General features: G+C 63.0%; 25 protein-coding genes. 11 read left to right on the top strand and 14 right to left on the bottom strand.

What is annotated here, in order from left to right:
- The first annotated feature begins 97 nt into the window (after positions 1–97).
- Entirely contained in the window at positions 98–1,906 is a 1,809-nt protein-coding gene (locus JMA46_RS00730) for a plasmid pRiA4b ORF-3 family protein (protein WP_207343382.1), read from the top strand.
- 105 nt (positions 1,907–2,011) lie between these two features.
- Here JMA46_RS00730 and JMA46_RS00725 read toward each other — a convergent pair whose 3' ends face one another.
- From JMA46_RS00725 to JMA46_RS00715, 3 genes are all read right to left on the bottom strand, one after another.
- Entirely contained in the window at positions 2,012–2,641 is a 630-nt protein-coding gene (locus JMA46_RS00725) for an RES family NAD+ phosphorylase (protein ID WP_207343381.1), read from the bottom strand.
- The gene (locus JMA46_RS00720; protein WP_207343380.1) at positions 2,641–3,252 is read right to left on the bottom strand and encodes a hypothetical protein; all 612 of its coding nucleotides are present in this window, start codon (positions 3,250–3,252) and stop codon (positions 2,641–2,643) included. The genes JMA46_RS00725 and JMA46_RS00720 overlap by 1 nt, the downstream gene beginning before the upstream one ends.
- Before the next feature lie 274 nt (positions 3,253–3,526).
- Complete coding sequence (locus JMA46_RS00715) at positions 3,527–3,985, bottom strand: PLD nuclease N-terminal domain-containing protein (RefSeq protein WP_207343379.1); 459 nt, start codon at positions 3,983–3,985, stop codon at positions 3,527–3,529.
- Between the two features lie 84 nt (positions 3,986–4,069).
- Between JMA46_RS00715 and JMA46_RS00710 the strand changes: the two genes are divergently transcribed.
- Complete coding sequence (locus tag JMA46_RS00710) at positions 4,070–4,411, top strand: DUF4229 domain-containing protein (protein ID WP_207343378.1); 342 nt, start codon at positions 4,070–4,072, stop codon at positions 4,409–4,411.
- A 37-nt stretch (positions 4,412–4,448) separates the two neighbouring features.
- Here the strand turns inward: JMA46_RS00710 and JMA46_RS00705 are convergent, their stop codons facing one another.
- From JMA46_RS00705 to JMA46_RS00690, 4 genes are all read right to left on the bottom strand, one after another.
- Complete coding sequence (locus JMA46_RS00705) at positions 4,449–5,327, bottom strand: 1,4-dihydroxy-2-naphthoate polyprenyltransferase (RefSeq protein ID WP_207343377.1); 879 nt, start codon at positions 5,325–5,327, stop codon at positions 4,449–4,451.
- Between the two features lie 100 nt (positions 5,328–5,427).
- On the bottom strand, positions 5,428–6,570 hold the full coding sequence (locus tag JMA46_RS00700) for an AMP-binding protein (protein ID WP_207343376.1): 1,143 nt from the start codon (positions 6,568–6,570) through the stop codon (positions 5,428–5,430).
- Between the two features lie 20 nt (positions 6,571–6,590).
- The gene (locus JMA46_RS00695) at positions 6,591–7,544 is read right to left on the bottom strand and encodes a 1,4-dihydroxy-2-naphthoyl-CoA synthase (RefSeq protein ID WP_207343375.1); all 954 of its coding nucleotides are present in this window, start codon (positions 7,542–7,544) and stop codon (positions 6,591–6,593) included.
- Positions 7,545–7,592: 48 nt separating this feature from the next.
- Positions 7,593–8,693, bottom strand: coding sequence for an ATP-binding protein (locus JMA46_RS00690; protein WP_207343374.1), 1,101 nt, complete (start codon positions 8,691–8,693; stop codon positions 7,593–7,595).
- 138 nt (positions 8,694–8,831) lie between these two features.
- Here JMA46_RS00690 and JMA46_RS00685 point away from each other — a divergent pair, with 138 nt between their 5' ends.
- Both JMA46_RS00685 and JMA46_RS00680 read left to right on the top strand, forming a co-directional pair.
- Positions 8,832–9,440, top strand: a complete 609-nt coding sequence (locus JMA46_RS00685) for a GNAT family protein (protein ID WP_207343373.1) — start codon at positions 8,832–8,834, stop codon at positions 9,438–9,440.
- The gene (locus JMA46_RS00680) at positions 9,437–10,120 is read left to right on the top strand and encodes a tyrosine-protein phosphatase (RefSeq protein WP_207343372.1); all 684 of its coding nucleotides are present in this window, start codon (positions 9,437–9,439) and stop codon (positions 10,118–10,120) included. Before JMA46_RS00685 ends, JMA46_RS00680 begins: the two co-directional genes overlap by 4 nt.
- Positions 10,121–10,250: 130 nt before the next feature.
- On the opposite strand, the gene JMA46_RS00675 is transcribed toward JMA46_RS00680, so the two are convergent.
- Positions 10,251–10,793, bottom strand: coding sequence for a GtrA family protein (locus JMA46_RS00675; protein ID WP_207343371.1), 543 nt, complete (start codon positions 10,791–10,793; stop codon positions 10,251–10,253).
- 224 nt (positions 10,794–11,017) lie between these two features.
- On the opposite strand from JMA46_RS00675, the gene secA2 reads away from it, so the two are divergent.
- Both secA2 and JMA46_RS00665 read left to right on the top strand, forming a co-directional pair.
- Positions 11,018–13,423: an accessory Sec system translocase SecA2 gene (gene secA2 / locus JMA46_RS00670; protein WP_207343370.1), complete on the top strand. Its 2,406-nt coding sequence runs from the start codon at positions 11,018–11,020 to the stop codon at positions 13,421–13,423.
- A 69-nt stretch (positions 13,424–13,492) separates the two neighbouring features.
- Entirely contained in the window at positions 13,493–14,053 is a 561-nt protein-coding gene (locus JMA46_RS00665) for a dihydrofolate reductase family protein (protein ID WP_207343369.1), read from the top strand.
- Here the strand turns inward: JMA46_RS00665 and JMA46_RS00660 are convergent.
- A complete protein-coding gene (locus JMA46_RS00660) occupies positions 14,050–14,796 on the bottom strand; it encodes a M50 family metallopeptidase (protein ID WP_207343368.1) in 747 nt (248 codons plus the stop codon). The genes JMA46_RS00665 and JMA46_RS00660 overlap by 4 nt on opposite strands.
- A 112-nt stretch (positions 14,797–14,908) precedes the next feature.
- Between JMA46_RS00660 and JMA46_RS00655 the strand changes: the two genes are divergently transcribed.
- A complete protein-coding gene (locus tag JMA46_RS00655) occupies positions 14,909–15,205 on the top strand; it encodes a hypothetical protein (protein ID WP_207343367.1) in 297 nt (98 codons plus the stop codon).
- Between the two features lie 18 nt (positions 15,206–15,223).
- On the opposite strand, the gene JMA46_RS00650 is transcribed toward JMA46_RS00655, so the two are convergent.
- The 5 genes from JMA46_RS00650 to JMA46_RS00630 form a co-directional block, all read right to left on the bottom strand.
- On the bottom strand, positions 15,224–16,135 hold the full coding sequence (locus JMA46_RS00650) for an alpha/beta hydrolase (RefSeq protein ID WP_207343366.1): 912 nt from the start codon (positions 16,133–16,135) through the stop codon (positions 15,224–15,226).
- A 170-nt stretch (positions 16,136–16,305) separates the two neighbouring features.
- Positions 16,306–18,225, bottom strand: a complete 1,920-nt coding sequence (locus JMA46_RS00645) for a cation-translocating P-type ATPase (protein WP_207343365.1) — start codon at positions 18,223–18,225, stop codon at positions 16,306–16,308.
- 152 nt (positions 18,226–18,377) lie between these two features.
- Positions 18,378–19,088 (bottom strand): Crp/Fnr family transcriptional regulator, encoded by a 711-nt coding sequence (locus JMA46_RS00640; RefSeq protein ID WP_207343364.1) that lies wholly within the window; start codon positions 19,086–19,088, stop codon positions 18,378–18,380.
- Positions 19,089–19,104: 16 nt separating this feature from the next.
- Positions 19,105–19,329: a heavy-metal-associated domain-containing protein gene (locus JMA46_RS00635; protein WP_207343363.1), complete on the bottom strand. Its 225-nt coding sequence runs from the start codon at positions 19,327–19,329 to the stop codon at positions 19,105–19,107.
- Between the two features lie 84 nt (positions 19,330–19,413).
- Positions 19,414–20,124 carry a hypothetical protein gene (locus tag JMA46_RS00630; protein ID WP_207343362.1) on the bottom strand — a complete coding sequence of 237 codons (711 nt, stop codon included), beginning with the start codon at positions 20,122–20,124 and terminating at the stop codon, positions 19,414–19,416.
- A gap of 134 nt (positions 20,125–20,258) precedes the next feature.
- Between JMA46_RS00630 and pta the strand changes: the two genes are divergently transcribed.
- The 4 genes from pta to JMA46_RS00610 all read left to right on the top strand — a co-directional run bounded on the left by pta (position 20,259) and on the right by JMA46_RS00610 (position 26,193).
- A complete protein-coding gene (gene pta, locus JMA46_RS00625; RefSeq protein ID WP_207343361.1) occupies positions 20,259–22,415 on the top strand; it encodes a phosphate acetyltransferase in 2,157 nt (718 codons plus the stop codon).
- A complete protein-coding gene (locus JMA46_RS00620) occupies positions 22,415–23,554 on the top strand; it encodes an acetate kinase (protein WP_207343360.1) in 1,140 nt (379 codons plus the stop codon). Before pta ends, JMA46_RS00620 begins: the two co-directional genes overlap by 1 nt.
- On the top strand, positions 23,547–24,113 hold the full coding sequence (locus JMA46_RS00615) for a GNAT family protein (protein ID WP_207343359.1): 567 nt from the start codon (positions 23,547–23,549) through the stop codon (positions 24,111–24,113). Before JMA46_RS00620 ends, JMA46_RS00615 begins: the two co-directional genes overlap by 8 nt.
- A 127-nt stretch (positions 24,114–24,240) precedes the next feature.
- Positions 24,241–26,193 (top strand): glycoside hydrolase family 3 N-terminal domain-containing protein, encoded by a 1,953-nt coding sequence (locus tag JMA46_RS00610; protein WP_207343358.1) that lies wholly within the window; start codon positions 24,241–24,243, stop codon positions 26,191–26,193.
- The last annotated feature ends 24 nt before the right edge of the window (positions 26,194–26,217 follow it).

Here is a 26,217-nt window from a genome sequence, read left to right as displayed (position 1 = left end):
TGATGACAGCAGGGTGCTCCAGTAATTCGCCACTGTGGTGACAATGGCTAGAGTTGGTGGGGAGAAGTGACCGGCCCCCATTTGGAGACAGGAAGCAATGACAAAGAAAACCAAGCGCAGCAGCAAGGGCGCGATCCGTGGCACCTCCGTCGGCGCGCTGCGGGCTGAGCGGGCCATCGGTGCGGTCACCAAGGGCTTTGTCGACTGGTGCGAACAAGGTCAGGACTTCCCCGCTGACACAGCACTTCTGTTGCTGGAACCGGTCAAAGCCGTTGCCGGGCTCTACTTTGAGTCCACGCCGTCAGCGGACGTGACAAGTTTTGAGCCGGTTCCCTTCGGGCACGCTTTTTCGCAGCTGATGGAGGGCGTGGAGGGACAGGATGAGGAAGAACTGGACTTCATCTTTGAATCCGTGCACCTGTACATCGAATTCCTCGCCGACACCGGCGCCTGGACAGGCCCGGAAGAACACCTCCTTGCCGTTCACGCCTTGTTCCATGCGGAGTCGGAGGAATCAGGGATGCCGCACATCATTGCCCCTGAACTGACCCCGGCGCAGGAACTGGAAGGCCTGGCCGGAACGGAACTGGCCCGGCGCATGGAGGCGCTGCTGCGCTGGTTGGGAACCGGGAAGGATGTCACCTCGACAGGCGCTTTGCGGCTAAAGGACATTGAGGGTGCTGCGGCGGCAATAGGTGTCCGCGCCAAGGGTGTAAAGCCGTCAGCCAAGTACCAGCCCGAAGCGCTCCTCGCCGGTGAGCCTGCTCCGGATGTTGCAGTCCGCAGCGTCAAGTCCATGCATGAGGAACCCAAGCTGGCACTCTTCTGGGCAGCGTTGGAAGTGGCAGGCCTCATGGATGTCGGCGCAACGCGAGCCTGGCCGACGCCGTGGGCGGACAGCTTTCTGGAGCAGCCGGATCTTGAAGGACTCGAGGTGCTGCGTGAATTCACTGCGGCATTTGTGGCCTTGTCCATGCAAACTGGTGAAGTCTGGGACCCGGCCTTGATTGAGGCAGCTTCCGTCAAAACCGCCATTTTGGTGGCTGCGACCACTGACACCCCGCCGCAGATGGAGAGCATTGACACGCTGCTGACCGTCGGCGTCGGACCTCTTGAGGACAAGCTCACCGGGGAGGTTGTGCGGGCGGACTTGGAGTACTTGGCTGAGTTGGGTGTCGTCACACTGGGGGCGCGGGTGGAAGTGCCGCCAGCGTTGGTGGCCTGCATGGCGGTGGCGCTCGCCGACGCTTTTAACGATGAAAATGATGACGAAGACGACTTTGACCCCTTCGAGGCCAGCACCGCACGGGCCGCAACGCTCAAACCCAACCCCAAAGCGCCGATCCTGCAGCTGAAGATCTCCATCAAGCAGGCCAGCCCACCCATTTGGCGCAGGCTGCTGGTGCGCTCAGACCTGTCGTTGGGACAGCTGCACCGCATCATTCAGGCCTCCTTTGAATGGTTGGACTACCACCTGCATGAGTTCCGTGTGGGCGGCTATCCGGGCACCATATATGGGGTGGCGGGAGCCGGAAATCACTTCGAGGATCCGCCCCTGGATGAGGCCGCAACCGCCATCGGGGATCTGCTGGCCGCCGAGCGCGACACCATCGCCTACACCTATGACTTTGGCGACGATTGGGAGCACAGCATTGCGGTGGAGAAGGTTCTTCCTGCCGATGCCAGTGTGCCGGCTGTGCGTTGCACCGGTGGTCGCGGCCGTGGCCCTGCAGAAGACAGCGGCGGAGTGTGGGGATGGTCGGGGATCGTTGAGGCCGTCAACAATCCCGCGCACGAGGAACACCTGGAATACCGGGACTGGTTGGGCATGGTTCCCGGAGAGCACTTGGATCCCAAGGAGTTCATCAAAGACGATCTGAATGAGGACCTGATCCGCCTCTTCTGACCCACGGAGGCGTACGCCGTTTCCCACGCACGACGCCGGGGCGTTGCCTTCCAGCAGCAGCTCACGTTTCGCTTGACGGAAGTGGTGACTTTCGAAGTCGGGTGCTCAAATGACGATGTTGCTGCCAAAACCAATCTGGGCCGATGCAACCGCAATGTCGGCGAGGATGGCGGGGGAATTTAGTGGCACCGACAGCTCGGGTGCCGGCGGGAACACGTCCGTGGACCATATCGCTATGACATCATGTCCTCCGATGACGGCCGACGGGGCGATGAGCCCGCCAAGGTCGGGCCAAGCATCGTGGATGGCGCGCGCCCAAGCCTGTGTACGGGCCTTTTCCTGGAAGACCACTTGCGCTGAGCCGCCAGCTTTCAGCAGCCATTCCCCGGTGAGGTCCGCGAGGATCATTTCCTGCTGAGTGCGGAAGGCCGTGATGTAGGTGGCATGTGAATCCACATCGACGAACCGCGTGAGCTGAAACGCTTCAGCGAGGCAGGTGGGCACGTCGCGACCAAGATAGGCTGCGCCGAGCGGTGCATGTTCACCTTGCGGCAGTGGATGTGGATCCCAACGCGCCGTGGGCAGCGGGCCCCACGTCCGGATCTGGTCCCAAGGCAGGGTGTGGAGGGAGATGGTCTGGTGGATTCGCCACATGACCGTGCTCTGTGGGAGGGTCTTTGTTTCGATGCCCAGGGCCCGCAACTCTTCGATGGCAGGCGGATACTGGTCCACCATCAGAAGCCGAAGGAGACGTCATTGGCAATTGAAACAACCGGATCCGGGTCACCGCCGGACTCCAGCCACTCTTTCGCCGAAGACGCTTCCCCGTCAATGACCAGGTCCGGCTGTGGCGTTTGAAAGAAACCTGCAATGGTTTGCGGGTGTGCGTCACGGGGGAGGGCTGCAAGGACAGCAGATAGACCCGGCAGGGCTTGGCCCGTGTCGGCTGCAAATTGCCACAGGGGGAAGTGCAGCTTCCCATGGCGCTCATATGAATAGAGCCGCCCCGCAGACTTGTAATGCCTAATTGTCGACGAGGACAGCTTCAGTTTCTTTGCCAGTTCCTCGGCTGTCAGGGCAGCTGAGTCCGATGCCAGGACAGACACGATATTCTTGGCGGCGGCAGCGGCCACATCAGCTTTGGCGGCATTGATGCCGGCGTTGGAATCCCAGAATGAGCGGTCCCGCGCCGAGAGGCTGACCGTTCCGGAGGCCCGCATCTGATCGTCGAGGGCCTCGGTGAGGTCAGCTTCGGTAAAAGAGGGGCCGCGGGCCGCGATCCAGTCAGCAACCGAGCCCCCGCCCGGCGTCCCCTTCCGGTTGGCCTTGATTTCCTGCACGTCCATGGCGTCCAAACCTCCTAATGCACAGTTTATGCCACCGCTAACAACTGTGGAAGGGCCTGTGTCTGATCTTGAAGTTAGCTTTGTCTGGTGGCGCGCTGTTGGGAAATTCATAGCTCTTCGGAATCTGAACGGAACAGTGTCCATTGGACTCTTGGACAGTGAAGATCGAGGAAAAGAAGTAGCCACCAAAAATAGCGGCCGGGTTGGTGGTGCCGAAGAGGCGCCGCCAACCCAGCCGCGGTAGTTTACCCTCCGGAGGGTAGGCTGCGGGGTGCTACTTTTGGTTCTCATCCTTGGGGTGCTGCTCGCGAGTCTTGTCTGTCTTGTCCGGCTTGTCCTCACGCAATTTCGCTTCACGCGCGTCCAACTCGGCCTTGAGTTTGCGCAGGCGCTCAGCTTCCACCTTCTGTGCCCTGTCGACTTCCAGATTACGCAGGAACTCGGGGTTGTCATCCGGGGCCACCGAGCGGCCATAGCTGACGGTGTGGGACGGGCCGCGCGGAGATGATCCTTGGCCGCCCTGCGTTTGCGACTGATTGGATGCCGCGCCAGCATATTGGGGGCGTCCGAACAAGAACCACAAGGCCACACCAATGACATTCAAAAGCACAATGATAAATACCCAGGCAGTCTTGGGGATGCTCCGCACGTCGCTGGGCTCACTGCGGAGGCAGTCGATGAGTCCGTAGACAAACAGGACAACACCTAAAGTCACGGGAATGATATAGCGCATGCTTCATTCTAACGTTGACGGGCAAATTACCGCCCCGGGCGTTACCCGGGGCAGACACTCAGTTTCAGCGGCTAAACTTGAGCCGTGTCTTTCTTCAAATACTCCTTGGTCCGCGCCGTGCTCTTCTTGGCGTTCTTCCTCCTCGCCTACAAGGTGATTGGCTTTTCCTGGCTTACAGCGGCCTTGGTCGCAGCACTGGGCGCCTTCTTGATCAGCTTCATTTTCCTGCGCAAGCAGCGCGACGGCGCAACCGCCGTCGTTGCTGGCCGATTCGCACCGAATGCCGAGACCACACAGTCCGCAGGTGCTTCCGCCGACGCCGAGGCTGAAGATGCCTTGGTCGATGAAAACCCGGACATCTGGGTTGATTCAGACCGCAAGCCCAGCGCATCCAAGTCCGAGCGCGCAGAAGAAGAGTCGCTCTAAACGCAGCCAACTGCAACCCGCGGACTGGATCCGTGGATTACAACGCCGTGAGCACCATGGCCACGGCGAACAGCACGCTGAAACCCAGGTTGAAAAGGCCGGTTTGCTGCAAAACAGGGATCAGGTTCTTTCGCATTTTGCCTGTGAGCATCAGCCAGCTGGGCATCACCATGAACGGGACCAGCAGCAGCACCAGCAAAATCCACGGCTTCGCCGGCACCAGGAACATCATCAGCAGCACCGACAGTGCCAGCATCACCACATAGCTGAGCCGCGCGTTTCTATCGCCCAGCCGCACGGCCAGAGTGCGCTTGCCCACTTCGGTGTCCGTGGGGATGTCGCGGACATTGTTGGCCATCAAAAGTGCGACGGCGATCAGTCCCGTCGAGATTGAACCCAACACCGCCGCCGTGCTCACCGCGCCGGTCTGGGTGAACGTGGTGCCCAAGGTTGCCACGGGGCCAAAGAACACAAACACGAACACGTCGCCCAGACCCATGTAGCCGTACGGATTCTTGCCGCCCGTGTAGCCCCAGGCGGCCAGTACGGCCCCGGCCCCGATCAGCAGCAGCCACCAAGCCTGCGACAGCACCACCAGTCCCAAACCGGCCAACATGGCCAGACCAAACGCGGCAAACGCGGCAAACTTCACATGCGAGGGCTTCGCCGCACCGCTGCCCACCAAGCGCAGCGGCCCCACCCGCACTTCGTCAGTGCCGCGGATGCCGTCGGAGTAGTCGTTGGCGTAGTTCACCCCAATTTGCAGCAGCAAGGCCACGAACATGGCCAACACTGCCCGGCCCCAATGCAGACCCCCCATGTCGAAGGCCGCAGCGGTACCGATGATCACGGGGGCCACTGCCATGGGCAAGGTCCTTAGCCGAGCCCCGGAAATCCATTGCCCCACAGTGGCCACGGTGTTACTCCTTCAATTCTTTTGCGCATATGTTTTGCGCATTGGGTGTTGGTGGACTCAATCAACGGGTCCACCGCGTTAATTGTGCCGCTTCACGGCACTAAGGAGTTTGGGCGGCTTCGGCCAAAGCGGTCAAAATCGCCGTCCTGTCAGGCTTTCCCGTGGCAAGCACGGGAAGCTCGGAGACGAACACCACAGTTTTGGGCACCAAATGGGCTTCCACCAGTGCCGCCGCACCGGCCAGCAGCTCGGGCAGGGAGCAGGAGGCAACAACCATGGCCGCCACCTGCTGCCCCCATTCGGCGGACGGTACCGGCACCACAAAGGCCTCGCGCACGCCCTGGACGCGGTGCAATGCCTCGGTCACCACGGACGGGGAGACCTTCAGCCCGCCGGTGATGATGACGTCGTCCGCCCGGCCCAGCACGCGCAGGCGTCCCTCGGCGTCCAGCTCGCCCAAGTCGCCGCTTTCATACCAGCGCACCGTCTCGCCGTCGTGCTCTTCTTCATGGAAGGAGGCGGCGGTGAGTGCGTCATCGCCGAGGTATCCGGTGGCCAGAACGTCGCCGCCGAGCAGCACCCGGCCCTCGCGGATGGCGAGTTGCACGCCTTCCAGGGGGACGCCGTCGTACACGCATCCGCCACACGTTTCGCTCATGCCGTACGTGGTGATGACGTTTAGCCCGGCACCGCGCGCGGCCTCGAGCAGCACCGGGTTGATGGGGCCGCCGCCGAGCAGGATCGCGTTGAAGCGGCGCAGCACCGTCAATGTTTCCGCGCTGGGATTGCTCAGCAGGCGGGTGAGCTGTGTCGGGACCAGCGAGGTGAAACGCATTTTGTCGGTGAGTTCATGCGCGGCCTCGGTGAACGCTTCCGGGGTGAAGCCGCCGCTCATGTCCATGGCCCAGGGGCGGGCGCCGGCGAACATGCTGCGTACCAAGACTTGCAGCCCGGCCACGTAGTTCATGGGCAGTGCGAGGAGCCATTGGCCCTCGCCGCGCAGCGCCATGGCTGTCCCAACCGAGGACGCCGCCAGTGCATCCACGCTCAGCAGGGTGCGCTTGGGTGTGCCGGTGCTCCCCGAGGTGCGCACGACGGCGGCAATGTCCGTTTCGCTTCCGGCCGGCAGTCCCAGCTCGGCCTGCGGGATGAGGGTGAAGCTTCCGTCCGGGTCGATTTCGACGGCTGGGCCTTCGCCGGCGAGTGCTTCGGAAAGGGCCTTGAGCAGGGGTTCAATATTCATGTGTACCTATATAGGGGGAGTTAGAAGTAGTACGGGAAGGAAGACCAGTCAGCGTCGCGTTTTTCAAGGAACGCTTCCTTGCCCTCGACTGCCTCGTCCGTCATGTAGGCCAGGCGGGTGGCTTCGCCGGCGAAGACCTGCTGGCCGGCCAGACCGTCGTCCGCCAGGTTGAAGGCGAACTTCAGCATGCGCAGGGCTTGCGGTGACTGGCGGGCGATGTCCGCCGCGTATTCCAGCGCCACGTTTTCCAGATCCTCATGGGGCACTGCCTCGTTGACGGCACCCATGGCGACCATGTCATCGGCGGAGTATTCCCTAGCCAGGAAGAAGATCTCACGGGCCTTCTTTTGGCCGATCTGCCGCGCCAGCAATGCCGATCCGTAGCCGGCGTCGAAGGAGCCCACCGTGGCGTCGGTCTGCTTGAACTTACCGTGTTCGCGGGAAGCGATGGTCAGGTCGGAGACGACGTGAAGGGAGTGCCCGCCGCCTGCTGCCCAGCCGTTCACGACGGCGATGACAACTTTGGGCATGGTGCGCATGAGACGCTGCACTTCCAGGATGTGCAGACGTCCGGCGCGGGCCGGGTCAATGGTTTCCTTCGTTTCCCCGTCGGCATACTTGTAGCCGTCGCGGCCGCGGATGCGCTGGTCCCCGCCGGAGCAGAAGGAATGGCCGCCGTCCTTGGGGGAGGGGCCGTTGCCGGTGAGCAGCACGGTGGCCACATCCGGGGTCATGCGGGCATGGTCCATGGCGCGGTACAGCTCATCAACGGTCCCGGGGCGGAAGGCGTTGCGCACTTCCGGGCGGTTGAAGGCGATGCGTACCGCGGGCAGGTCCCGCACCACGGCGCCGTCGCTGTCCCGTTCCACCTGCCGGTGGTAGGTCATGTCGGTGAAATCAAAGCCCTCCACCACGCGCCACCGGGTGGGGTCGAAGATGTCTGATACCTGCTCGGGAAGATTAGTGGCATTCACGCTAACGATCTTAGCTGGCAGGCGGCCCGGGCAGGCGGTGGCCGGACTTTAGTCTTGCGGCGGGGTGGACCTCAGATGCTCACGCAAGCCGGGAATCGAGAATCTCACTTCCCCGTGTCCTGCGGATTCGATCAGGCCGGCATCGATGAGCCGGGCCCTGTAGTTGGCCGCAAGTGTCAGCTTTGCCTCCATGCGGCGTGCAATGTCAGCGGTGCCGGACACTCCTTCATCCACGGCCATGGCCCGCAGGTAGTCCATGTCGCGGCGGCTGGCATGGGCGATGGCCGGACCCACAACCAAACGAATGTTTCGCTGGAGTGCTGCCGAAATGGCCTGCCCGGCCGCAGCCTCCGTCACAATGCCGGCACCCTGCTCCGCCTCGCGCCAAAGAAAATAGCCGACCAGCTGCACAAGAAATGGGTAGCCGGTGGTGGCGGCGGCAGCCTTGGACGCGATTTCCCGTGTCAGGGTGAATCCGGCTGTGGAGAACAGGCTGATGTATGAGTCCGCCACTGCAGCGACGTGCACCGGGTGCAGATCGATTTTGTCAGCCCGGCGCAAAAAAGTGGCGACGCCTTCATTAAGCAGGTCTGAGACAGCCGAGGGAAGACCGGCACACACAAAGCCGATGGGCAGCCCGTCCCGGACGAAGTGCTGGATGACAGCAGCGAGTTGGAGCAGCTCGTCCCGGTTTGCATCCTGAATTTCGTCGAGTGTGACGAGCAGCCCTGTCTTCTTCTCGTTGAGCCGCCCCAACAGCTGCTCGCCCAAGGTTCGGAATTCCACCTGTCGCTCGGGCGGCAGCTGCGTGGTGACTCCGAAGCCGGCGGCAACAAACGCCGTGATTCTCCTTGTAGGCGGCCCGGCCCCCAGCTCATCGTTGAGCACACGCATGGAATCGGCGATTCGCGCCAAGAATCCGCTGGTTGACGTCTCGGAGATGACGGCCCAGCCTTGTTCCCGCGCCAAGTCCTCCGCTTCGTTCAGCATGACGGTTTTGCCTATGCCACGGGCACCGGTGATGATCGTCAGCAGCCCGAGGACGCCGGAGCGGATGCTCAGCCCATAGGCGAACTCGCCGAGCAGATCCGTGCGGTCCAGCAGTTGGGGTGGTGTGCGCCCGAAGGATGGCCTGAAAGGATTCTCCATGCTCCCATCCTAAACACGTTGTGAATTCATGTGAATGTTATGAATTCATAAGATTCATAGAAATTCATAGGCGGAAGCAGCGGGTTCCTCGAGCTTCGCCAGACATTCAGGTCCGCGCACATCAGATACTGTTTTTGCATGAGCCTGTTTGCGCCTGTGACCCTGTCTGGAAGATACGCTGTCCTCGAGCCACTCAGCCTGGACCATCACGACGGGCTGGTGGCGGCGGCGTACGACGGTGAACTCTGGAACCTTTGGTACACGTCCGTGCCGCAGCCTGCAGAAATGCGAGCCGAGATTGAACGGCGGCTGGCCCTGCAGGAATCGGGCAAGATGCTCCCGTTCACCACCCGGCTGAAGGATCCAGTCACGGGTGAACCCGGCCGGATTATCGGCATGACCACGTACATGAACATTGATGCATGCGTTCCCCGAGTAGAGATCGGTTCCACCTGGAACGCAGCCAGTGTCCAAGGTACTGGGACCAATCCGGACAGCAAGCGCCTGCTACTGGGACATGCTTTTGAAGCCCTCGGCTGCGTGGCGGTGGAATTTCGCACCCATTGGATGAACATCCAATCCCGTGAGGCCATTGCCCGGCTTGGCGCCAAGCAGGACGGAATTCTCCGGGCCCGTACCCGCATGGCCGACGGCTCACTGCGCGACACCGTGGTCTTTTCCATCCTGGCAGCCGAATGGCCCCAAGTGCGCAACGGGCTCGACTACAGACTGGCCAAAAAACGATGACCGTTCCACAGTGGGAAGGTGCCGTCAACGCCCGTCTGCTCGCCGGGGACATCTACCGCATGGGCCGCAGCGAATGGCTCACCGAACACGGCTGGGAACAGCTTTTTAGCGACGGCGTCCGCACCGTCATCGATCTGCGGAACCAGGGAGAACGCAAGCGCAGGCCCACCGACCCGGTGGTGGGCGTGGACGCATTGGCGAGGCTCGCCGTCGTGCATTCACCGACGGAAGACCCGCAGGATCCGCGCTACCACGAACTTTTCCACCCGTACATGAACCACCCGCGGCTGTATGCGGACATCGTACGGATGTTTCCGCAGCAGGTGGCGGCCGTGTTCAAGGAACTGGCTGCGGCACAGGGCGCCGTGGTGATCCACTGCTCGGCCGGGCGGGACAGGACCGGGCTCATCGCCACGTTGCTGCTGGGACTGCTGGGACAGTCAGAGCAGGCTGCACGGGAGGACGAGCTGGCCACGCGCGGCATCAACGCCTGGCATTTGGTGGCACCTGTGAAGCATCCCTACGAGCGGCACATGGACGGGGTGGAACTGTCGGAGCTGGTGTCAGGGCGCGGCCGAGCCGTGGAGAAGTTCGTGGCGGGCATGGATGTGCGCGGGTTCCTGCTGGCGAATGGTGTCAGTTCTGCCGAGCTCGACGCCGTGATTGCCCGGAGCCGCTGATCGGCCCCTCCATGTTGCTGAAGAAGGGGCAAACTTGCGCGATGGCCGATACGAAACGCCGTTCTCGCAACGTAGCCCCGTTCTCGGCGAGAACGGTGTGAAGATACGCCGTTCTCGTCGGGGCGTGTGGTCAGCTGCGTGAACCGGCGCCGATGAGTTCGTGTTTGCCCCGCGACATGACACCAGTCTCACCGACAACGCTTTCCCCTGCAGCGCCGTCCCCGAGAATGTCGACGAGTTCCTTGTTGAACACAAAGTAGCGGTAGGCCAGGAAGCGGAAGATGGTGCCCAGGGCCAGCCCGATGACGCCACCGGCAATGAAGTCTGCCGTGAAGGATGTGAGTCCCAAAACGTAGCGGGAAACTACTTGGCAGGCCAACACTATGCCCAGCCCCAGTCCGTTCATGAGTAAAAACAACATGAATTCCTTCCACACCCGCTCTGAGCGGCGGTGGCGGAAGGTCCAGTAGCGGTTGGCAAACCAGGCAAACAAAGTTGCGGCGACCGTGGAGACCACGCGGGCCTTGATGGTGCTCTCGGACATGGGTCCATGCCACAGAAGAGTGTAGATGCCGTTGTCGATAAACCAGCCGAGGCCGCCCACAGCGCCAAAGGCCAATACCTCGCGCCAGAGCAAGGCGATGAGGTTCATGATCTTGTCAACAACGTTCATGAGGCCTTCCAGTGTGGGCAATCAGCTGAGTTATCGATAACAAATACGTCCAGGGATGCCCTTGGTCGCTGATCTATGCTTACGGTATTGAAAGTAACACCAGATTCGGCACTGTGCGCATATTGGCGATTATTGTTCGAATTGTGACGCAGTTCATATCGGGCGCTCTTATGTTCGGGCCCCTTGGGTAGAACCCGTCCTTCCCCGTGGAAAGCACAAAGCAGATGAGCAACGAAGCACCGAAGAAGACACGAAGCGGCAAGGGCAGGCCAATGGTGGGGAACAAGTTCAAGAACTGGCTCTTCAACGCGCCTGGGGTTGTTGATACTGCCAAGCTAGGAGCGTTGGTGGGCCGGGCAGCTGCGCGGGCACAAACGCGTGAAAACGAGCACCATGCAGCAGGTGGCAATACTGCTGCCACCCATGACATTCTGGCCGGTCGGTGCAGCCAACAGTCCACGGGAACAGCGGATTGGAGTGACTCCGAACTCGAGGACTACTTGTTCTGCGCCCGCCTGCTGGTCAAGGAGTCGCTGGGCATGGAGCTCTTTGATACGCAGTTGCTGGCCGCTGCAAACATGCTGCGGGGGACAGCGGTGGAGATGGACACCGGCGAAGGGAAAACCCTCGTCGGCGCCCTGGTCGCCGGGGCGCACGCCCTGCGTGGCCGCCGGGTGCACGTGCTGACCGTCAACGACTACCTGGCCGGGCGTGACGCCCACTGGATGGCTCCATTTTTCGAGCGGCTGGGCGTCACGGCGGCATCTGTGACGGAAGGCTTCGAAGCTGTCGAGCGCCAAAAGGCCTATCGTGCGGACATCGTGTACGTCTGCGTGAACGAACTTGGCTTCGACGTCCTGCGCGACCGCACACGCACGGCTCCGGAAGACGCAGTCCTGCAACTGTTCGAGGTCTGCATTGTGGATGAGGTTGATTCGGTGCTTGTGGATGAGGCAACCGTGCCGCTGGTTTTGGCTGGCCGGGCACGCAGCGAACTCCAAAGCATGGATGTGGCGGAGTTTGTCAGCGGCCTGAAGTCGGACCTCGACTACACAGTAGAAGCGGACAGGCGCAATGTGTCACTGACGGATGCGGGCCTAAGCCGTGCCGAGGTGTGGTGGCCCGGCGTCGAGCTGTATTCGGTGGAAGGAACACCGCTGTTTTCCTCCATCAACGTGGCCCTACACGCCCAGGTTTTGCTGCAGCGCGATGTCGACTACATCGTGCGCGACGGTAAGGCCGAGATCGTCTCCGACTCGCGTGGACGGGTGGCCGCGCTGCAACGCTGGCCGGACGGCTTGCAGGCAGCTGTGGAAACGAAGGAAGGACTGCACAAAACCGAACAGGGAGAGGTCCTTGACCAGCTCCTTGTCCGGGACCTGGTGAAGTCCTTTGCCAGCGTGACGGGCATGAGCGGCACCGCAGTGGCCGTTGCTGAGTACCTGCGCACCCACTACACCCTCGACGTCGGCAGGATTCCGTCGCACAAGAAATGTATCCGACAGGACCGACCCGAGCGGATCTACGCGACGTCCGCCCAGCGCGATACCGCCGTGGTCGATGCGGCGGCTGCCGCCCATGCCACCGGCCAACCGGTGCTGATAGGCACCCACGACGTCGCCGCATCAGACCGGTTCGCTGCCCTCCTGGCAGCCAGGGGCATTGAAAGCCAGGTCTTGAACGCCCGCAACGACAGCCTCGAAGCTGAGGTCATTGCCCAGGCCGGACGCCGGGCGGCCGTCACCGTCTCCACTCAAATGGCCGGCCGCGGCACCGACATACTGTTGGGCGGGACCGGTGCCACACAGGCCGGACACGGTGCGGTTTCGGCGCTGGGTGGACTGCTTGTCATTATCGTGGGCCGCTTCTATTCGCCCCGCCTCGACGCACAACTGCGCGGCCGTGCCGGGCGGCAGGGTGATCCCGGTGCCAGCGTGATTTTCTCCAGCATGGAGGACCCCGCCGCGAACGGCCAGGAAGCGCATGGCCTGGAGCTCACTGAATCCGTGGCGCGGGACATTGACGATGCCGGACGCGTCACCAGGGCGGATGTGTCCAAGCTGCTGGACAGGGCGCAGCGACTTGCGGAACAAGAACGCCAGGAAACCGCCCAAAACTCCTGGAAGTACAACGAACTGATCGCCTATCAGCGTCAGGTTGTGCTGGCCGAACGAGACGCAATCCTGCGCGACGATGGCGCGGCGCTGAAGGTCTGTGAAGGACTCGCCCCGGCCCGCATTCAGACGCTCGGCAGGATGTTGGGTGCTGAAAAGCTCGCCGCTGCCTGCAAGGCCGTCATGCTCTTTGAGTTGGACGGGCAGTGGAGTGACCACCTGGCGCTGCTTTCCGAGCAAAGGGCAGCCATCCATCTGCGCTCCCTGGGGCGGCAGAACCCGCTGGATGAATTCCGCAAGGAGACCATCAGCCTCTTTGAAGGATTTTTCGACAGGGTCAACGAGAGCGCTGCTGAGACACTCGCCGTGCTGGACGTGGTTGACGGGGAAGTGGACTTGGAAGCAGCTGGCATCCGCCGCGGCACCACCACCTGGACCTATGTGGTCAATGAGGACCCCTTTGGCAGCCCGAGCGACCAAGCCGTGAAGTGGCTGTTGAAAAAGATGGGCAGATAGCTTTCCGGCAGGCCATGTACAGCGAATACTTGGAAGAGTCAACTACGGAACGCGGATGAGGCGGGAGCCATGGGCCAGCTTGTTTACTCAGCGATCACGTCGCTGGACGGTTACATCGAGGACCGTGAGGGCGGTTTCACCTGGGGTATGCCCGACGACGATGTGCACTCCTTCATCAACAATCTTGAACGAAGCATCGGTACCTACCTGTATGGGCGCAAACTCTATGAAGTCATGAAAAGCTGGGAGCCCTTGTTCGGCCAGCCTGACCTAATCCGCGTGGAGCGGGACTTCGCGGCTATTTGGCACATGTCCGAAAAAGTGGTGTTCTCACGAACACTGGAGGAAGTCAGCACAGCACGGACGCGCATCGAACGCACCTTTGATCCGGAGGCCATCCGTGCCATGAAGGCCAGCGCTGAAGACGACTTGTCAGTGGGTGGCGCGGAGTTGGCCGGAACCGCCTTCAAGGCAGGCCTGGTGGACCAGATCCACCTCTTCATTTCACCCATCCTGATCGGTGGTGGAAAACCGGCACTGCCCGATGCCGCCGCAACCCGGCTGGAACTGCTGGACCAACACGGCTTTGGCAACGGCATCGTGCATCTGCACTACCGCGTGAAGAACTAGGCGGCCAGCAGCCCCCATAGCAGCCATCCGGAAATGGTGGCGGATCCGGCGATCACTCCGGCGAATCCGGTGAGCCAGATGAAGGACGGAACGCCCGTGGACCGGGCCAGAATGAACGCGTCCGAGCTGGCGAGCTGGTTGCGGCGGCGGGTGTGGACGGCTGCGACCTTGAAGAAGTCGCGCACGGACCCGACGCCCAAAGCGATGCCAAGGGCCAGGATGACGTAACTGACGGTGACAGGGTCGGCGAACATGACGAGGGACTGGGCGATCGCGGCGCTGAGCAGTGCCACCACGATGCCGGTGAAATTGCGCAGGAAAATCAGCGCCACCAACAAGATGAGCGCGCCGATCGACGCAGCCGCCCCGGCCCATCCAGCGGACACCGACCACACCAACGCGGCACCAACCACCGCCGGTGCCGGGTAGCCCCAAAAACCCGACCATGTGGCACTGAATCCGCGCCGACCACTGCTGACCAGCTGGCCGGAATGGTCCAGCCCAATCTTCAGGCCGTGGATGTACCGGCCCGTAATGAGTGCGGTGAAGGCGTGGCCCAGCTCGTGCACAAACGTGACGTAGAGGCCGAACCAGCGCCACGTCGCGCGCGGAATGCTCAGCACCACGGCGGCCGCGACAATGCCCAGCAGCAACAGTGCCGGGACGGTGGGGGAGCCGGTGCGAGCAAAGCCGGAAAGCACGGCCTGCCACCAGGAGTCCACGGCACGGAGGGATTCATTCATCACCCAAGGAATCCTATGCGAGTTGGCTGGTGATGCCCTGACGGAGCAGCGAAAGTGCCAGCCTGTAGGCCCTGTGCCGTGCCTTTCGGGCGGCGGCGGTAGGCTGACAACCGTGAACCCCTCCCCGAAAGAGATCCGCCGTTTCGAACTGACCCTGCACAAGCGCTGGCCTGGCTGGGTACCGAAGCCGACCGTCGTCGTCAACGGCACGGCCCAGCCAACCCAATGGGGCACGCGGAACTGGAAGGTGCCCGGAACCGGCCCCGCCACCGTGACGATCTTCCTGTTCAACCGGATGTGGCGGTTTGGCGAGGCGGAGTTCACCGTGGGACCCGGTGACGGGCAACAGTTCAAATACTCGGCGCCGTGGCTGCCGTTCGGGCCGGGGAAGGCCCGCCAACACCACTAACCTGCCCGCAGCGTTGGATCATGAACCTTCAGACCAGCACGCCTGATACACCCGTTCCACGATCCCTTTGCGCGCGTCCCGCCCAATCACGGTGGGCAGCAGCGGGTACACATGGACTTGGCCCTCGAGCTGGATGAACTCGACGTCGACGCCCGCCGCCGCTGCCTTCTCGGCAAAAAGACGACCGTCGGGGTTGAGGATGTCACGTGTTCCGGTGAAAAGTGTGATGGGACCCAACCCTTCCAGCACCCCGTTGAGGGGACTGACGACGGGGTCGTTCACGTCCAGAGTGTCCTTCCACAGGTCGATGAAAAGCTGTGTGCCCCTGGTGCCGAGCCAGGGGTCGCTCGGTTGCACAACGGCAATGTCGGGATTCTTCATGGACAGGTCGACGGCCGGGGAGATGGCGATGGTCCGGGGCAGGGTGACGCCGTGCCGGTCCCGAAGCTGCAGGACACTCGAGAGCACGATCTGCCCTCCCGCAGAGTCCCCGGCGAGGACCGCGGGCCCATGCGTCCGGGTGGCAGCGAGGACCGCATCGGTGACCCCGTCAATGACGTCCTTTGCCGTTCCGTAAGGGACGAGGGGGTAGATGAGCACCTGGACGGTGGTCCTGGCTTCGGCGGCTATTTGGGCCGCGAGCTGCCAGTGCTGCAGCATGATCTCGCCAACCCAGCCGCCGCCGTGGACATACAAAACGCTGCCGCGGGGGCTCGCATTGCGGGGCGTGAGCGTGTACACGGGCCAGCCCGCACTATTGCGTGCGGCCGAGACGGTGACGTCCGACCTGAGCAGGCGGGGCGGCCCGTAGGGCCGGGGGCGAAGGGTGCGAGCACGGAGGCGGGCACGTGCCCCGGCTTCCGTTGCAAAGACTGCATTTGCTTTCGCCAGGCGCAGCCCCACCGGTATGAGTCGATCAGGAAGGATCATGAGTCAGGACGATTCTTATCAGTTGTTGTCGGCCGCAAACGTGGAAAATTGTCAAGCTTGCGGCCATGGATTGCCTACACGGACATGGTAGTTGATTGCCCACCGCACGTCCGGGAGGGGCCCGGTGTACGCACGACGCCGGACCCCTCACCTTGGTTTGCTGGCTCGCCCTACTTTTGCGCGTCCACCAACGCTTCCCCCTCGTCCGCGGAAAGTGGTGCTGCCGGGACGGTGGCGGCTGCTGCACGCTTGTCCCGGTAGCGGACCAGCCTGACGGCGTTGACAATGACCACCAGGACGCTGATCTCGTGTACCAGCATGCCCGTTGCCATGAACACCTGGTGTGTGAGCACCCCCGCCAACAGCAGCACCACAGTGCCCAGGGCAATGACGGTGTTTTGTTTCATGTTCCGCACGGTGGCCTTCGCCAGGGAGTACGCGTGCACCAGCTGGTCAAAACGGTTACCCATCAAGATGACATCCGCCGTCTGGATGGACACGTCCGTGCCGGCGCCCATGGCCAGGCCGATGTCCGCCGTGGCAATGGCCGGGGCGTCGTTGATGCCGTCGCCCACCATGGCCACCTTGTGGCCCGCCGCCTTCAACTCCGTCACGATGCGGACCTTGTCCTGCGGCAACAGTTCCGCCTTCGCCACGTCGATGCCGAGCTCTGCGGCGACGAGTTCCGCCGTGTGCCGGTTGTCTCCCGTGAGCATGTAGAACTGCTTGATGCCGGCGGTGCGCAGTGCGGCGATCGCCTCACGTGCCTCAGGACGGATCTGGTCGGCGATGGACACCACGGCCGCCAGCACACCGTCGATCACCACGAACACTGCCGTGTTGCCCAAGCGCTCGCGGTCCACCGCGTGTGCATCGGTCGAGTCTGCCAGCAGAACGCCCATGGCGGCCAGCACCCGGCGTGAGCCAACAGCCACCTGGTGCCCGTCAACTGCACCGCGGATGCCTCCGCCCTTGATGACCTCCACATGCGTTGGGTGGGCTGTGACGTCCATGCGGCGTTCGACGGCTTGCTCAACGATGGTCCGGCCCAGCGGGTGTTCGGAAGCCAGCTCAAGGCGGGCCGCAAGCGCTAGGGCGGTGTCGGCGTCGAACATTCCCACGGGGTGGACTTCTGTGACTTCCGGCCGTCCCCTGGTGAGCGTGCCGGTCTTGTCAAAGACAAGGGTGTCGACCTTGGACAGGCGTTCCAGCGCGTCCCCGCCCTTGACGAGCACGCCGTGGCGGGCGCCGTTGCCCAGCCCCGCCACCATGGAGACGGGGGTGGAGATGACGAGTGCGCCGGGGCAGGCGATGACAAGGAACGTCAGCGCGAACTCGATGTCGCGGGTGAAGACCAGGACCGCGGCGGCCATCACCACAATGGCCGGCGTGTAGATCTGCGCGAACTTGTCCAGGAAACGCTGCGCCTTCGTCTTGGTTTCCTGCGCCTCCTCGACCAGCTCAATGATCTGCGCGAACGTGGTGTCATCTCCCACCTGTTCGGCCGTGACGCCGATGAAGCCGTTGTCCACGATGGTGCCGCTGTAGACCCGGTCTCCCACGGACTTGGACGCCGGGACGGGTTCACCGGTGATGGTGGCCTCGTTGATGAGCCCGCGGCCCGTGGCGATGACGCCGTCCACGGCGATCTTGCCACCTGACTGGACCACCAGGTGGTCACCCACCACGACGTCGTCCACGTCAACGGTGAGGGTCACGCCGTCGCGCACCACCTGCGCCTCCTGCGGTGCCATGTCCACCAGGTCACGCAGTGAACGACGCGTCTTCTCCAGCGTGCGGGCCTCCAGCCAGGCGCCGAAGATGAACAGGAAGGAGACCACGGCAGCCTCGACGTATTCGCCGATGATCAGGGCCCCGACGACGGCGATGGTCACCAGTAGGTCGATGCTGAACGCCTTCGCGCGCAGGGCCTGGAACGCCCGGATGGCGGTGGGGATGCCGGCGGTGATGGCGCTGGCAAACAAGACGATGTCCCGCGCCGGGAACAGATCCAGTAGATGAAGGATCAACGCTGCGATCAACATGATGCCGGTCGCGGCGGCGATCCGGGCTTTGGTCCTGCCAGTCATGATGCTCCTTGGCTCCAACGGTGGTGCCCAGCCGGTGCGGCCGGGTTCTCAACTGTTGCCTTGAGCTTGCCAAGAATCGGGGCCGGGTGCCTTGACCGGGGTCAAGAATGCGGGAACCGGTTGGAGCCGGTAGGACTTAAAGCTGGACATACCTAGAGTTGTTGCAGTGCCGGGACGTTAATAATTTCCACTGTGCGCCGCGGCTGCATGCGGATCCAGCCGGCGGACTCAAACTGGGTGAACTTACGGCTGAGTGTTTCCGGGGTCAGGCCCAGAAAGGAGGCCACGTCCTTCTTGGCGATGGGCAGAACCACGGTGGTGGTGTCCTGCTCCTTGGAAGTGCGCTGCTCCCCGGCGAGCTCCAGCAGGTACCCGGCAATCCTGTGTTCTGCACCCTCCCCGGCGAAAATACTCACCTGGCGTTCGGTATTTTCCAACCGGTTGCTGAGGGTTTCGAGCATCTTGTACGTCACGGTGGGGAAGCGGAGCAGGTAGTCGCGTAGGTCGTCATGGTGAAGTGTGCAGATATCCGCCGCATCGAGGGTGCTGGCGAAATGGTCGGCCGGTGCGCCGCTGATGAAACTAGTATCGCCGAGGAAATCGCCTTCGCCCAGCACCCGGATTAGCTGCTCATGGCCGGACTCGCTGATGCGGTACACCTTCACGTGCCCGCTGTGGATGATCATCAGGTGCGGGTTGCTTTCACCAGCCCCGTACAACTGCTCGTTGCGGCGGTGGTGGCGCAACTTCACGCGGCCGGCAATGTCCTTAAGTTCGACGTCGTCCAGCTGGCTGAAAATGGGAACACGCCCCACCAGAACTTCCAGTGGGGCGTGTCCGGGGTGGGATTCGTGATGTTCCATGACCCCAGTCAACCAGCTATGCGGCGACCTTGTGGGACAGGACCGGGTAGCCCAGCGCCGTGATGGACTTGGCGATGTCATCCGCGGTGACGAGGGTGTCGTCGAAGGTCACCTTAACCTTGCTGGAGTTGAACATGACCTTGGTTTCGGCAACGCCGTCCAACTTGCCAACCACGTTCTCGATCTTGGTGATGCACGACGGGCAGGTGAACGGTTCCGTCTCAAATTTGGCGGTGCGCATGATGTGCTGGCCCTTTCTCTGTGTCTGGATCCTAGATGGTGTTACCAGTACACCGGTTTCTGCGCGCCGCCGCCTTGACGTGGGTCAAGAACGCGCAGGCTTCTGTTCAGGGATGCTTCCCCACCGCCCCCAGCCGAAAAAGGCCAGGACTGCCGTGGCGAAGAACAGGAAGATCAGCACCGATCCTCCCGCTGTGAGCACTGTGGCCCCAATGCTGGCCAGTGCTGAAACGGCAATCAGAAACCAAGCCCAGCGGCTGCGGTGGGCAAGGCCAAGCAGGCCAGCTGGCAGTAGCCCAAGCAGGAAACCGGAGATCAGGGACACGAGCAGCAGCCCAAGGCTCAGCTGCATGCCTTCGCCGTACGCGGCGCGCAAGGAAACAACAGGGATCAAGGACGCCAAGGTGAAAACAACTGCCATGGCCAGTGGAGCCAGGACCGTTGAGGCGCTGAAACGGCGCAACGTGATGCCGCGGGTGCTTGGTGCGGTGAGTGGGAACTTTTGGAAGGACAACAGACCGTAAATGCCAAGACCAATGCCAAGAACCATTGGTATGACAGCGCCCACCGCAAACAGAATCAAGGATTGGGGCGTGGGCGCCCCCGTGGCGAGCTGGTTCAACAGCCTGGACAGCCCGGAGGGCAGGAACGAACCCGCCACCAGCCACCAGCCCAATTCACGACGTCGGGCCAGAAACACCAGTGCCCCGCACATCGCAAGGGTCCCCACTACCGACATGGCCACAACGACTGGCTCGAAGGGTCCGACCATGCGACCGAATAAAAGTTCACTCATTCCATCCATGCCTTCAACCCTAGGTGGAAGGCACGGCAACTTCGTCATGGTGGTGATCCGTACCGCAATATGTTCCAGAGAGCGGCTTGCCGTGCTTGGATAAGATGAGACGCGCGAAAGGTAAGAAATTGAACATGGCCCGTGGGATTTATGTCAGTGCCACCACACCTGGTTCAGGTAAAACGTTGGTGTCCTTGGGATTGGCGGACGCCCTTCACCGGCGCGCGGGCAGGATCGGGTTTTTTCGCCCCATCACTTCCGCTGAGGATGCGGAGACCGATCCCACGGTGACCATGCTGCGCCGCATGTACCAGCTGGACCCTGAAGTCTGCCGTGCAGGGCTGACAAGCACCGAGGCCCGCGCCCTGCTGGCTGCCGGCCGGCGCGAAGAAATCGATTCCGTCGCCGTGGATATTTTCAGTGACATCGCCAAGAAATGCGACGTCATTATTGTCGAAGGTACCGAGCTGAGCGGCCAGAACGCGGCGGTTGAGTTTGACCTCAATGCCCGCCTGGCGAACAACCTCGGCGTGCCCATACTGGCGGTAGTGGGTGCCGGTGGCCTTGACCCCGAAGAGATTGCCGACGCCGTCGACGTTGCCCGCAAGGAACTCGCCTCCGAAAACTGTTCGCTGCTGGCCATGATGGTCAACCGTGCGGAACCGTCGCAAATGGAGGCCATCAAGGCTGCCATACGCCCCGGCCGCAGCCACCGCCCCGTGTATGTGATCCCGGAAATCGCTGAGATTTCTCGTCCCACGGTGGGCGAAGTGGCCGCTGCCTTGGGCCTGCGCCAGATGGCCGGCAGCCCCGAGCTGGACCGGGACGTCCACGCGATCAAGGTTGCGGCCATGACCGTGGGTAACTTCCTGAACCTGCTGGAACCCAACGACCTGGTCATTGTGCCCGGGGACCGCGCCGACGTCATGGTCGCGTCGCTCGCCTCCGCGTTCTCCCCGGAATTCCCGGTCCCCAGCGGCATGGTCCTCACCGGTGGCCTGCCCCCGGACCCGCATGTGCTGCCGTTCCTGGCGCACGCACCGTTCCCCGTTTTCTCGGACGACGACGACACATACAGCACCGCGCATGCCATCAGTAATGTGCGCAGTGAGATCACTACGGGACAGCGCCGCAAGGTGGCAGCTGCCATGGGTGCTTGGGCGCGCAACGTGGACGAGGCGGAGTTGCTTGAACGGCTGACGCTGCCCCGGCCCGCCACGATGACGCCGCTGCGGTTCCTGCACGAACTCATTGAACGGGCCCGCAGCGAACGCAAGCACATTGTGCTGCCCGAAGGAACCGACGGGCGGGTGCTGGCGGCCGCTGAAATCCTACACCGCCGCGACGTGTGCGACCTGACCGTCCTGGGCTCTGTGCAGGACGTTGAGGAAGTGGCAGCCGCCCACGGCGTGGAGCTGAGCGGAATCAACATTGTAAACCCGGTCAGCTCGCCGCTCCTTGAGGAGTTTGCTGTGGAATACCAGCGGCTGCGGGCACACAAGGGCGTGGATTTGGCCCGGGCCCGGGAAATCATGGTGGACGGTTCCTACTTTGGCACCATGATGGTCCAACTCGGCTACGTGGACGGCATGGTCTCCGGTGCTGCCCACACCACCGCCAACACCATCCGGCCCGCGCTGGAATTCGTCAAAACCCGTCCAGGGGTCCGCATCGTGTCCTCGGTGTTCCTTATGCTCCTTGCTGACCGGGTGCTGGTCTACGGCGACTGCGCCGTTAATCCGGACCCCAATGAGGAGCAGCTGGCTGACATCGCCATCGCCTCGGCGGAAACTGCCGCCCAGTTCGGGGTGGAGCCGCGCATCGCGATGCTCTCCTACTCCACAGGCGGATCCGGTTCGGGCGCGGCCGTTGACGAGGTGCGCAAGGCAACCGAGCTGGCCCGTGCGGCCCGCCCGGACCTGGCCATCGAGGGTCCCATCCAGTACGACGCCGCCGCGGACGCCACCATTGCCGCCTCCAAGCTGCCATCCTCCACCGTGGCCGGGCAGGCCACGGTGTTCATCTTCCCGGACCTGAATACCGGCAACAACACGTACAAGGCGGTGCAGCAGTCATCGGGTGCCGTCGCCGTGGGCCCCGTGCTGCAGGGCCTGAACAAGCCCATCAACGACCTCTCCCGCGGCTGCACCGTGGAAGACATTGTCAACACGGTGGCCATCACGGCCATCCAGGCTCAGATCCCCGGCCACTCCCCAAACTCGCAAGCTCGCCCTGGGGCCCCTGCGCCTGGGGCCCGTGTCGTGGAAAAAACCCAAGCGAAGGATTCTTAATGCGCGTGCTGGTCATCAACTCAGGTTCCTCCTCACTGAAATACCAGGTGCGGGACACCGACACCAACGAGGTGGCCGCCACGGGCCTGATCGAGCGCATCGGTGAAGGTGGGCAGGCCCCGGCCAACCACGGCGAAGCCATGGACCAGGTGGCAGCCGTGCTGGAAGCTGAGCTGGCAGAACGGCCGCTGGACGCCGTCGGGCATCGTGTGGTGCACGGTGGGGAGCGCTTCAGCGAACCGGTGCTCATCAACAATGAGATCACCCGTGCCATTGAGCGGCTGAACCCGTTGGCGCCGCTGCACAACCCCGCCAACGTGTTGGGGATCCGCGCCATCACCGCCAAATGGCCGGACATGCCGCAGGTGGCCGTTTTTGACACGGCTTTCCACCGCACACTGCCTGAACATGCCTGGCGATACGCTGTCCCGGATGCGCTGTACCGCAAGTACGGCATTAGGCGCTACGGCTTCCACGGCACCTCGCACGAGTTCGTGACGGGGCGTGCCGCCGAGTTGTTGCAGACGCCGCTGGACGAGTTCAATGCCGTGGTGGCGCACTTGGGCAACGGGGTTTCGCTGACGGCCATCCAAGGTGGCGAGAGCATTGACACGTCCATGGGCTTCACCCCGCTGGAGGGCCTGGTCATGGGCACCCGTAGCGGCGATATTGACCCTTCAATCCTGATCTTCTTGCAGCGTCAAGGCATGTCAGCGGACGAAATTGACACGCTGCTCAACCGCAATTCCGGGCTCAAGGCGCTCTTTGGCGACAACGACATGCGCGCCATTGTGGACGCTGCCGAAGCAGGGGATGAGCACGCGCGGACAACGCTGGCCATCACCTCCTACCGGTTGGCGAAATACATTGGCGGTTACCACGTGGCGGTGGGTGGCGCCCACGCCCTCATCTTCACGGCCGGCATTGGCGAAAACTCCTCCGCCTTCCGTCAACTGGTGGTGGACCGGCTGGGTGCGCTCGGCCTGGTGCTCGACGCCGAAGCGAACCAGGTGCGTTCCAAGGAACCGCGGGTCATCAGCTCAGCCGGTTCGGCCATCCCCGTTCTGGTGGTGCCCACGGATGAGGAGCGGGCCATCGCGGAGGCGACGACCGCCGTCGTACTTGGCGCCCATGGTTGAAATTCCCTACCCGTTGACCACGGAGCGGCTGGTACTGCGGCGCTTTGCCACCGAAGATCTGGACGCCTACTTCGCTTACCAGCGCCTGCCCGAAACGGCCCAGTACCTCTATGGGGAGGCCAGAACGTATGCGCAGTGCATGGGGCGGATCGCGAAATATGTGGAGGAGCCATTTGCCGGTCCGGGCGACTGGGCCTCATTCGCGGTGGAACGCATCGGCGTGCCGGGGCTGGTGGGGGAGATCGCACTGAAATGGAACGACGGCGGCAAGCCCGAAAGTGGGGACGCCACCCCCGGCAGGGTGGGCGAGATTGGCTGGACGCTGGCGCCGGAAGTACGCGGGCAAGGGTACGCCACGGAGGCTGCCCGGACCGTGATGGAACTGGCTTTCGATCAGCTGGAATTTATCCGTGTGGAGGCCCGGATCGACGCCAGAAACCGGGCATCGGCAGCCATTTGTGAACGCCTCGGCATGCAGCTGGAGGGTGTGCTGCGGGAGAACATGTACCTCAAGGGCGAATGGACGTCCGAGGCCATTTACTCCGTAGTGCGCAACTAGCGGTGCGCAACTAACGGCCCGCGGGCGAATCAGCGCAGCTGCGGGGACATCAGCAGCATAGCCATTTGGGCTGGACCGTCGTAGGGTGGAATGCAAGGAAAAACCGCCACCCGAAGCCGTGTGAACCATGCGAAAAATCCTCAGCCGCTTGACGCTTTGCGCAACAACCACCGCACTTGTCGCCGCCTTTTGCGGGGTTGGCGCGGCACCGGCGGCACCGGCCCCGGTCACGCAAGTGGCCGGCGCAATGGCTGCAGCAGCATTGTCGCCGTCGGTCCAGCTGTCCCGCATGACCATGGAGCAGCGGGTCGGGCAGCTGTTCATGGTGGCCGCGGCCGCCACAGGTGCCTCCACCGCAACCATGTCCGCACTGTCCAACTACCACGTGGGCAACGTCTACCTCTCCGGCCGCAGCGCCGCCGGCACTGGCGCGACGGCCGCCGTCGTGCGGGCGATGACGCAGGGGGTCTCGCCCGGCACCACGGGCAACGTCAAGATGCTGGTGGGCACAGACCAAGAAGGCGGCTACGTTCAGGTCCTCAGCGGGCCCGGTTTCTCCACGATCCCCACGGCACTGTCCCAGGGCTCGCAGGCGCCCGCGACCCTGCGGGCCAATGCGCTCGTGTGGGGCAGCCAGCTGGCGGCCACCGGGCTGAATCTGAACTTGGCGCCCGTGCTGGACACAGTGCCCAGCGCCGCCTTCGCCCCGTCCAATGCCCCCATCGGCTTCTACCAGCGGGAATACGGCTACACACCCCAGACGGTCACAAGCCACGGACTGGCCTTTGCGGCAGGTATGACACAGGCGAACATTGTCACCTCCGTGAAGCATTTCCCGGGGCTGGGTCGGGTCACGGCGAACACGGACACCAGCGGCAACGTCCATGACACAGTCACTACCAGCAACGACGCCTACCTGCAGCCGTTCCAGGCAGCCGTCACGGCCGGAACCGGCATCGTCATGGTCTCCAGCGCCTATTACGACAGGATCGACGCCACTCACATCGGCCCATTTTCTGCCACCATCATGCAGAGCATCTTGCGCGGCAACCTTGGCTTCAACGGCGTCATCCTCTCCGACGACCTCTGCAACGCAGCACAATTGGCGCCCTGGTCGCTGGCCACACGGGCCACAAGCTTCTTCAACGCAGGTGGGAGCATGCTCCTGTGCGCCAACCCGGTCTCCATTCCGGCTATGTACAACGCGGTTCTGGGCCAGGCCCAATCCAGCTCCGCATTCGCTGCAGTGGTCAACGCCGCTGCGCTGAAGGTGCTCCAGCTCAAGGCCGCCGCCATCCCATCCGCCTTCGGCCCCGGTTCCGCCGAATATATGACGGACTTCAACGGCGACGGAAACGCCGATGTGATGGCGCGGGACGGGGCCGGGAACCTGTGGCTGTACCCGGGAAGGGGCAACGGCGGCTGGCTCTCGCGGGTGCAGATCGGCTACGGGTGGAATATCTACAATCTGGTGTTCAGTCCAGGCGACTTTAATGGCGACGGCAGGGCAGACCTGTTGGCACGAGATGCCGCCGGGAACCTCTGGTTCTATGCCGGGGCCGGGAACAACGGCTTCCTACCCCGGGTTCAGGTGGGCCACGGCTGGCAGGGGTTCACTTCCATCCTCAGTCCAGGTGACTTCAACGGTGACGGTGCCGCGGATGTGTTGGCGCGGAACGGTGCCGGGGATCTGTGGCTTTATCCGGGCAACGGTCGCGGGGGCTGGCTGTCGCCAAGGCAGGTGGGCAACGGCTGGCAGGGGCTTAACATGATCTTCAGCCCGGGGGACTTCAACGGTGACGGTGCCGCGGATGTGTTGGCGCGGAACGGTGCTGGGGATCTGTGGCTTTATCCGGGCAACGGTCGCGGGGGCTGGTTGCCGCCGTCGCAGGTTGGCCACGGTTTCCAGGGGTTCAACATGCTATTCAGTCCCGGGGACTTCACTGGCGATGGGAATGCCGACGTGCTGGCGCGGAACGGTGCCGGGAACTTGTGGCTGTACCCGGGCAACGGTCGTGGGGGCTGGTTGTCGCCGTCGCAGATTGGCCACGGCTGGCAGGGCTTCTCCATCCTTTTCTAGGCGGTGCGCTTTCAGTGCGATGTT

Origin of the sequence: Arthrobacter sp. E3, assembly GCF_017353415.1 — a bacterium.
In the GTDB taxonomy this organism is placed as follows: domain Bacteria; phylum Actinomycetota; class Actinomycetes; order Actinomycetales; family Micrococcaceae; genus Specibacter.
This window is presented reverse-complemented; position numbering and strand designations above follow the sequence as displayed.

Bases quoted from the DNA above. Each gene is read 5' to 3' on its own strand.
- JMA46_RS00685 (WP_207343373.1), top strand. From the start codon at position 8,832: ATGAGCCTGTTTGCGCCTGTGACCCTGTCTGGAAGATACGCTGTCCTC.
- JMA46_RS00645 (WP_207343365.1), bottom strand. From the start codon at position 18,225: ATGACTGGCAGGACCAAAGCCCGGATCGCCGCCGCGACCGGCATCATG.
- JMA46_RS00660 (WP_207343368.1), bottom strand. From the start codon at position 14,796: ATGAATGAATCCCTCCGTGCCGTGGACTCCTGGTGGCAGGCCGTGCTT.
- pta (WP_207343361.1), top strand. From the start codon at position 20,259: ATGGCCCGTGGGATTTATGTCAGTGCCACCACACCTGGTTCAGGTAAA.
- JMA46_RS00610 (WP_207343358.1), top strand. From the start codon at position 24,241: ATGCGAAAAATCCTCAGCCGCTTGACGCTTTGCGCAACAACCACCGCA.
- JMA46_RS00725 (WP_207343381.1), bottom strand. From the start codon at position 2,641: ATGGTGGACCAGTATCCGCCTGCCATCGAAGAGTTGCGGGCCCTGGGC.
- JMA46_RS00640 (WP_207343364.1), bottom strand. From the start codon at position 19,088: ATGGAACATCACGAATCCCACCCCGGACACGCCCCACTGGAAGTTCTG.
- JMA46_RS00730 (WP_207343382.1), top strand. From the start codon at position 98: ATGACAAAGAAAACCAAGCGCAGCAGCAAGGGCGCGATCCGTGGCACC.
- JMA46_RS00680 (WP_207343372.1), top strand. From the start codon at position 9,437: ATGACCGTTCCACAGTGGGAAGGTGCCGTCAACGCCCGTCTGCTCGCC.
- JMA46_RS00675 (WP_207343371.1), bottom strand. From the start codon at position 10,793: ATGAACGTTGTTGACAAGATCATGAACCTCATCGCCTTGCTCTGGCGC.
- JMA46_RS00720 (WP_207343380.1), bottom strand. From the start codon at position 3,252: ATGGACGTGCAGGAAATCAAGGCCAACCGGAAGGGGACGCCGGGCGGG.
- secA2 (WP_207343370.1), top strand. From the start codon at position 11,018: ATGAGCAACGAAGCACCGAAGAAGACACGAAGCGGCAAGGGCAGGCCA.
- JMA46_RS00650 (WP_207343366.1), bottom strand. From the start codon at position 16,135: ATGATCCTTCCTGATCGACTCATACCGGTGGGGCTGCGCCTGGCGAAA.
- JMA46_RS00615 (WP_207343359.1), top strand. From the start codon at position 23,547: ATGGTTGAAATTCCCTACCCGTTGACCACGGAGCGGCTGGTACTGCGG.
- JMA46_RS00690 (WP_207343374.1), bottom strand. From the start codon at position 8,693: ATGGAGAATCCTTTCAGGCCATCCTTCGGGCGCACACCACCCCAACTG.
- JMA46_RS00620 (WP_207343360.1), top strand. From the start codon at position 22,415: ATGCGCGTGCTGGTCATCAACTCAGGTTCCTCCTCACTGAAATACCAG.
- JMA46_RS00700 (WP_207343376.1), bottom strand. From the start codon at position 6,570: ATGAATATTGAACCCCTGCTCAAGGCCCTTTCCGAAGCACTCGCCGGC.
- JMA46_RS00665 (WP_207343369.1), top strand. From the start codon at position 13,493: ATGGGCCAGCTTGTTTACTCAGCGATCACGTCGCTGGACGGTTACATC.
- JMA46_RS00635 (WP_207343363.1), bottom strand. From the start codon at position 19,329: ATGCGCACCGCCAAATTTGAGACGGAACCGTTCACCTGCCCGTCGTGC.
- JMA46_RS00630 (WP_207343362.1), bottom strand. From the start codon at position 20,124: ATGAGTGAACTTTTATTCGGTCGCATGGTCGGACCCTTCGAGCCAGTC.
- JMA46_RS00715 (WP_207343379.1), bottom strand. From the start codon at position 3,985: ATGCGCTATATCATTCCCGTGACTTTAGGTGTTGTCCTGTTTGTCTAC.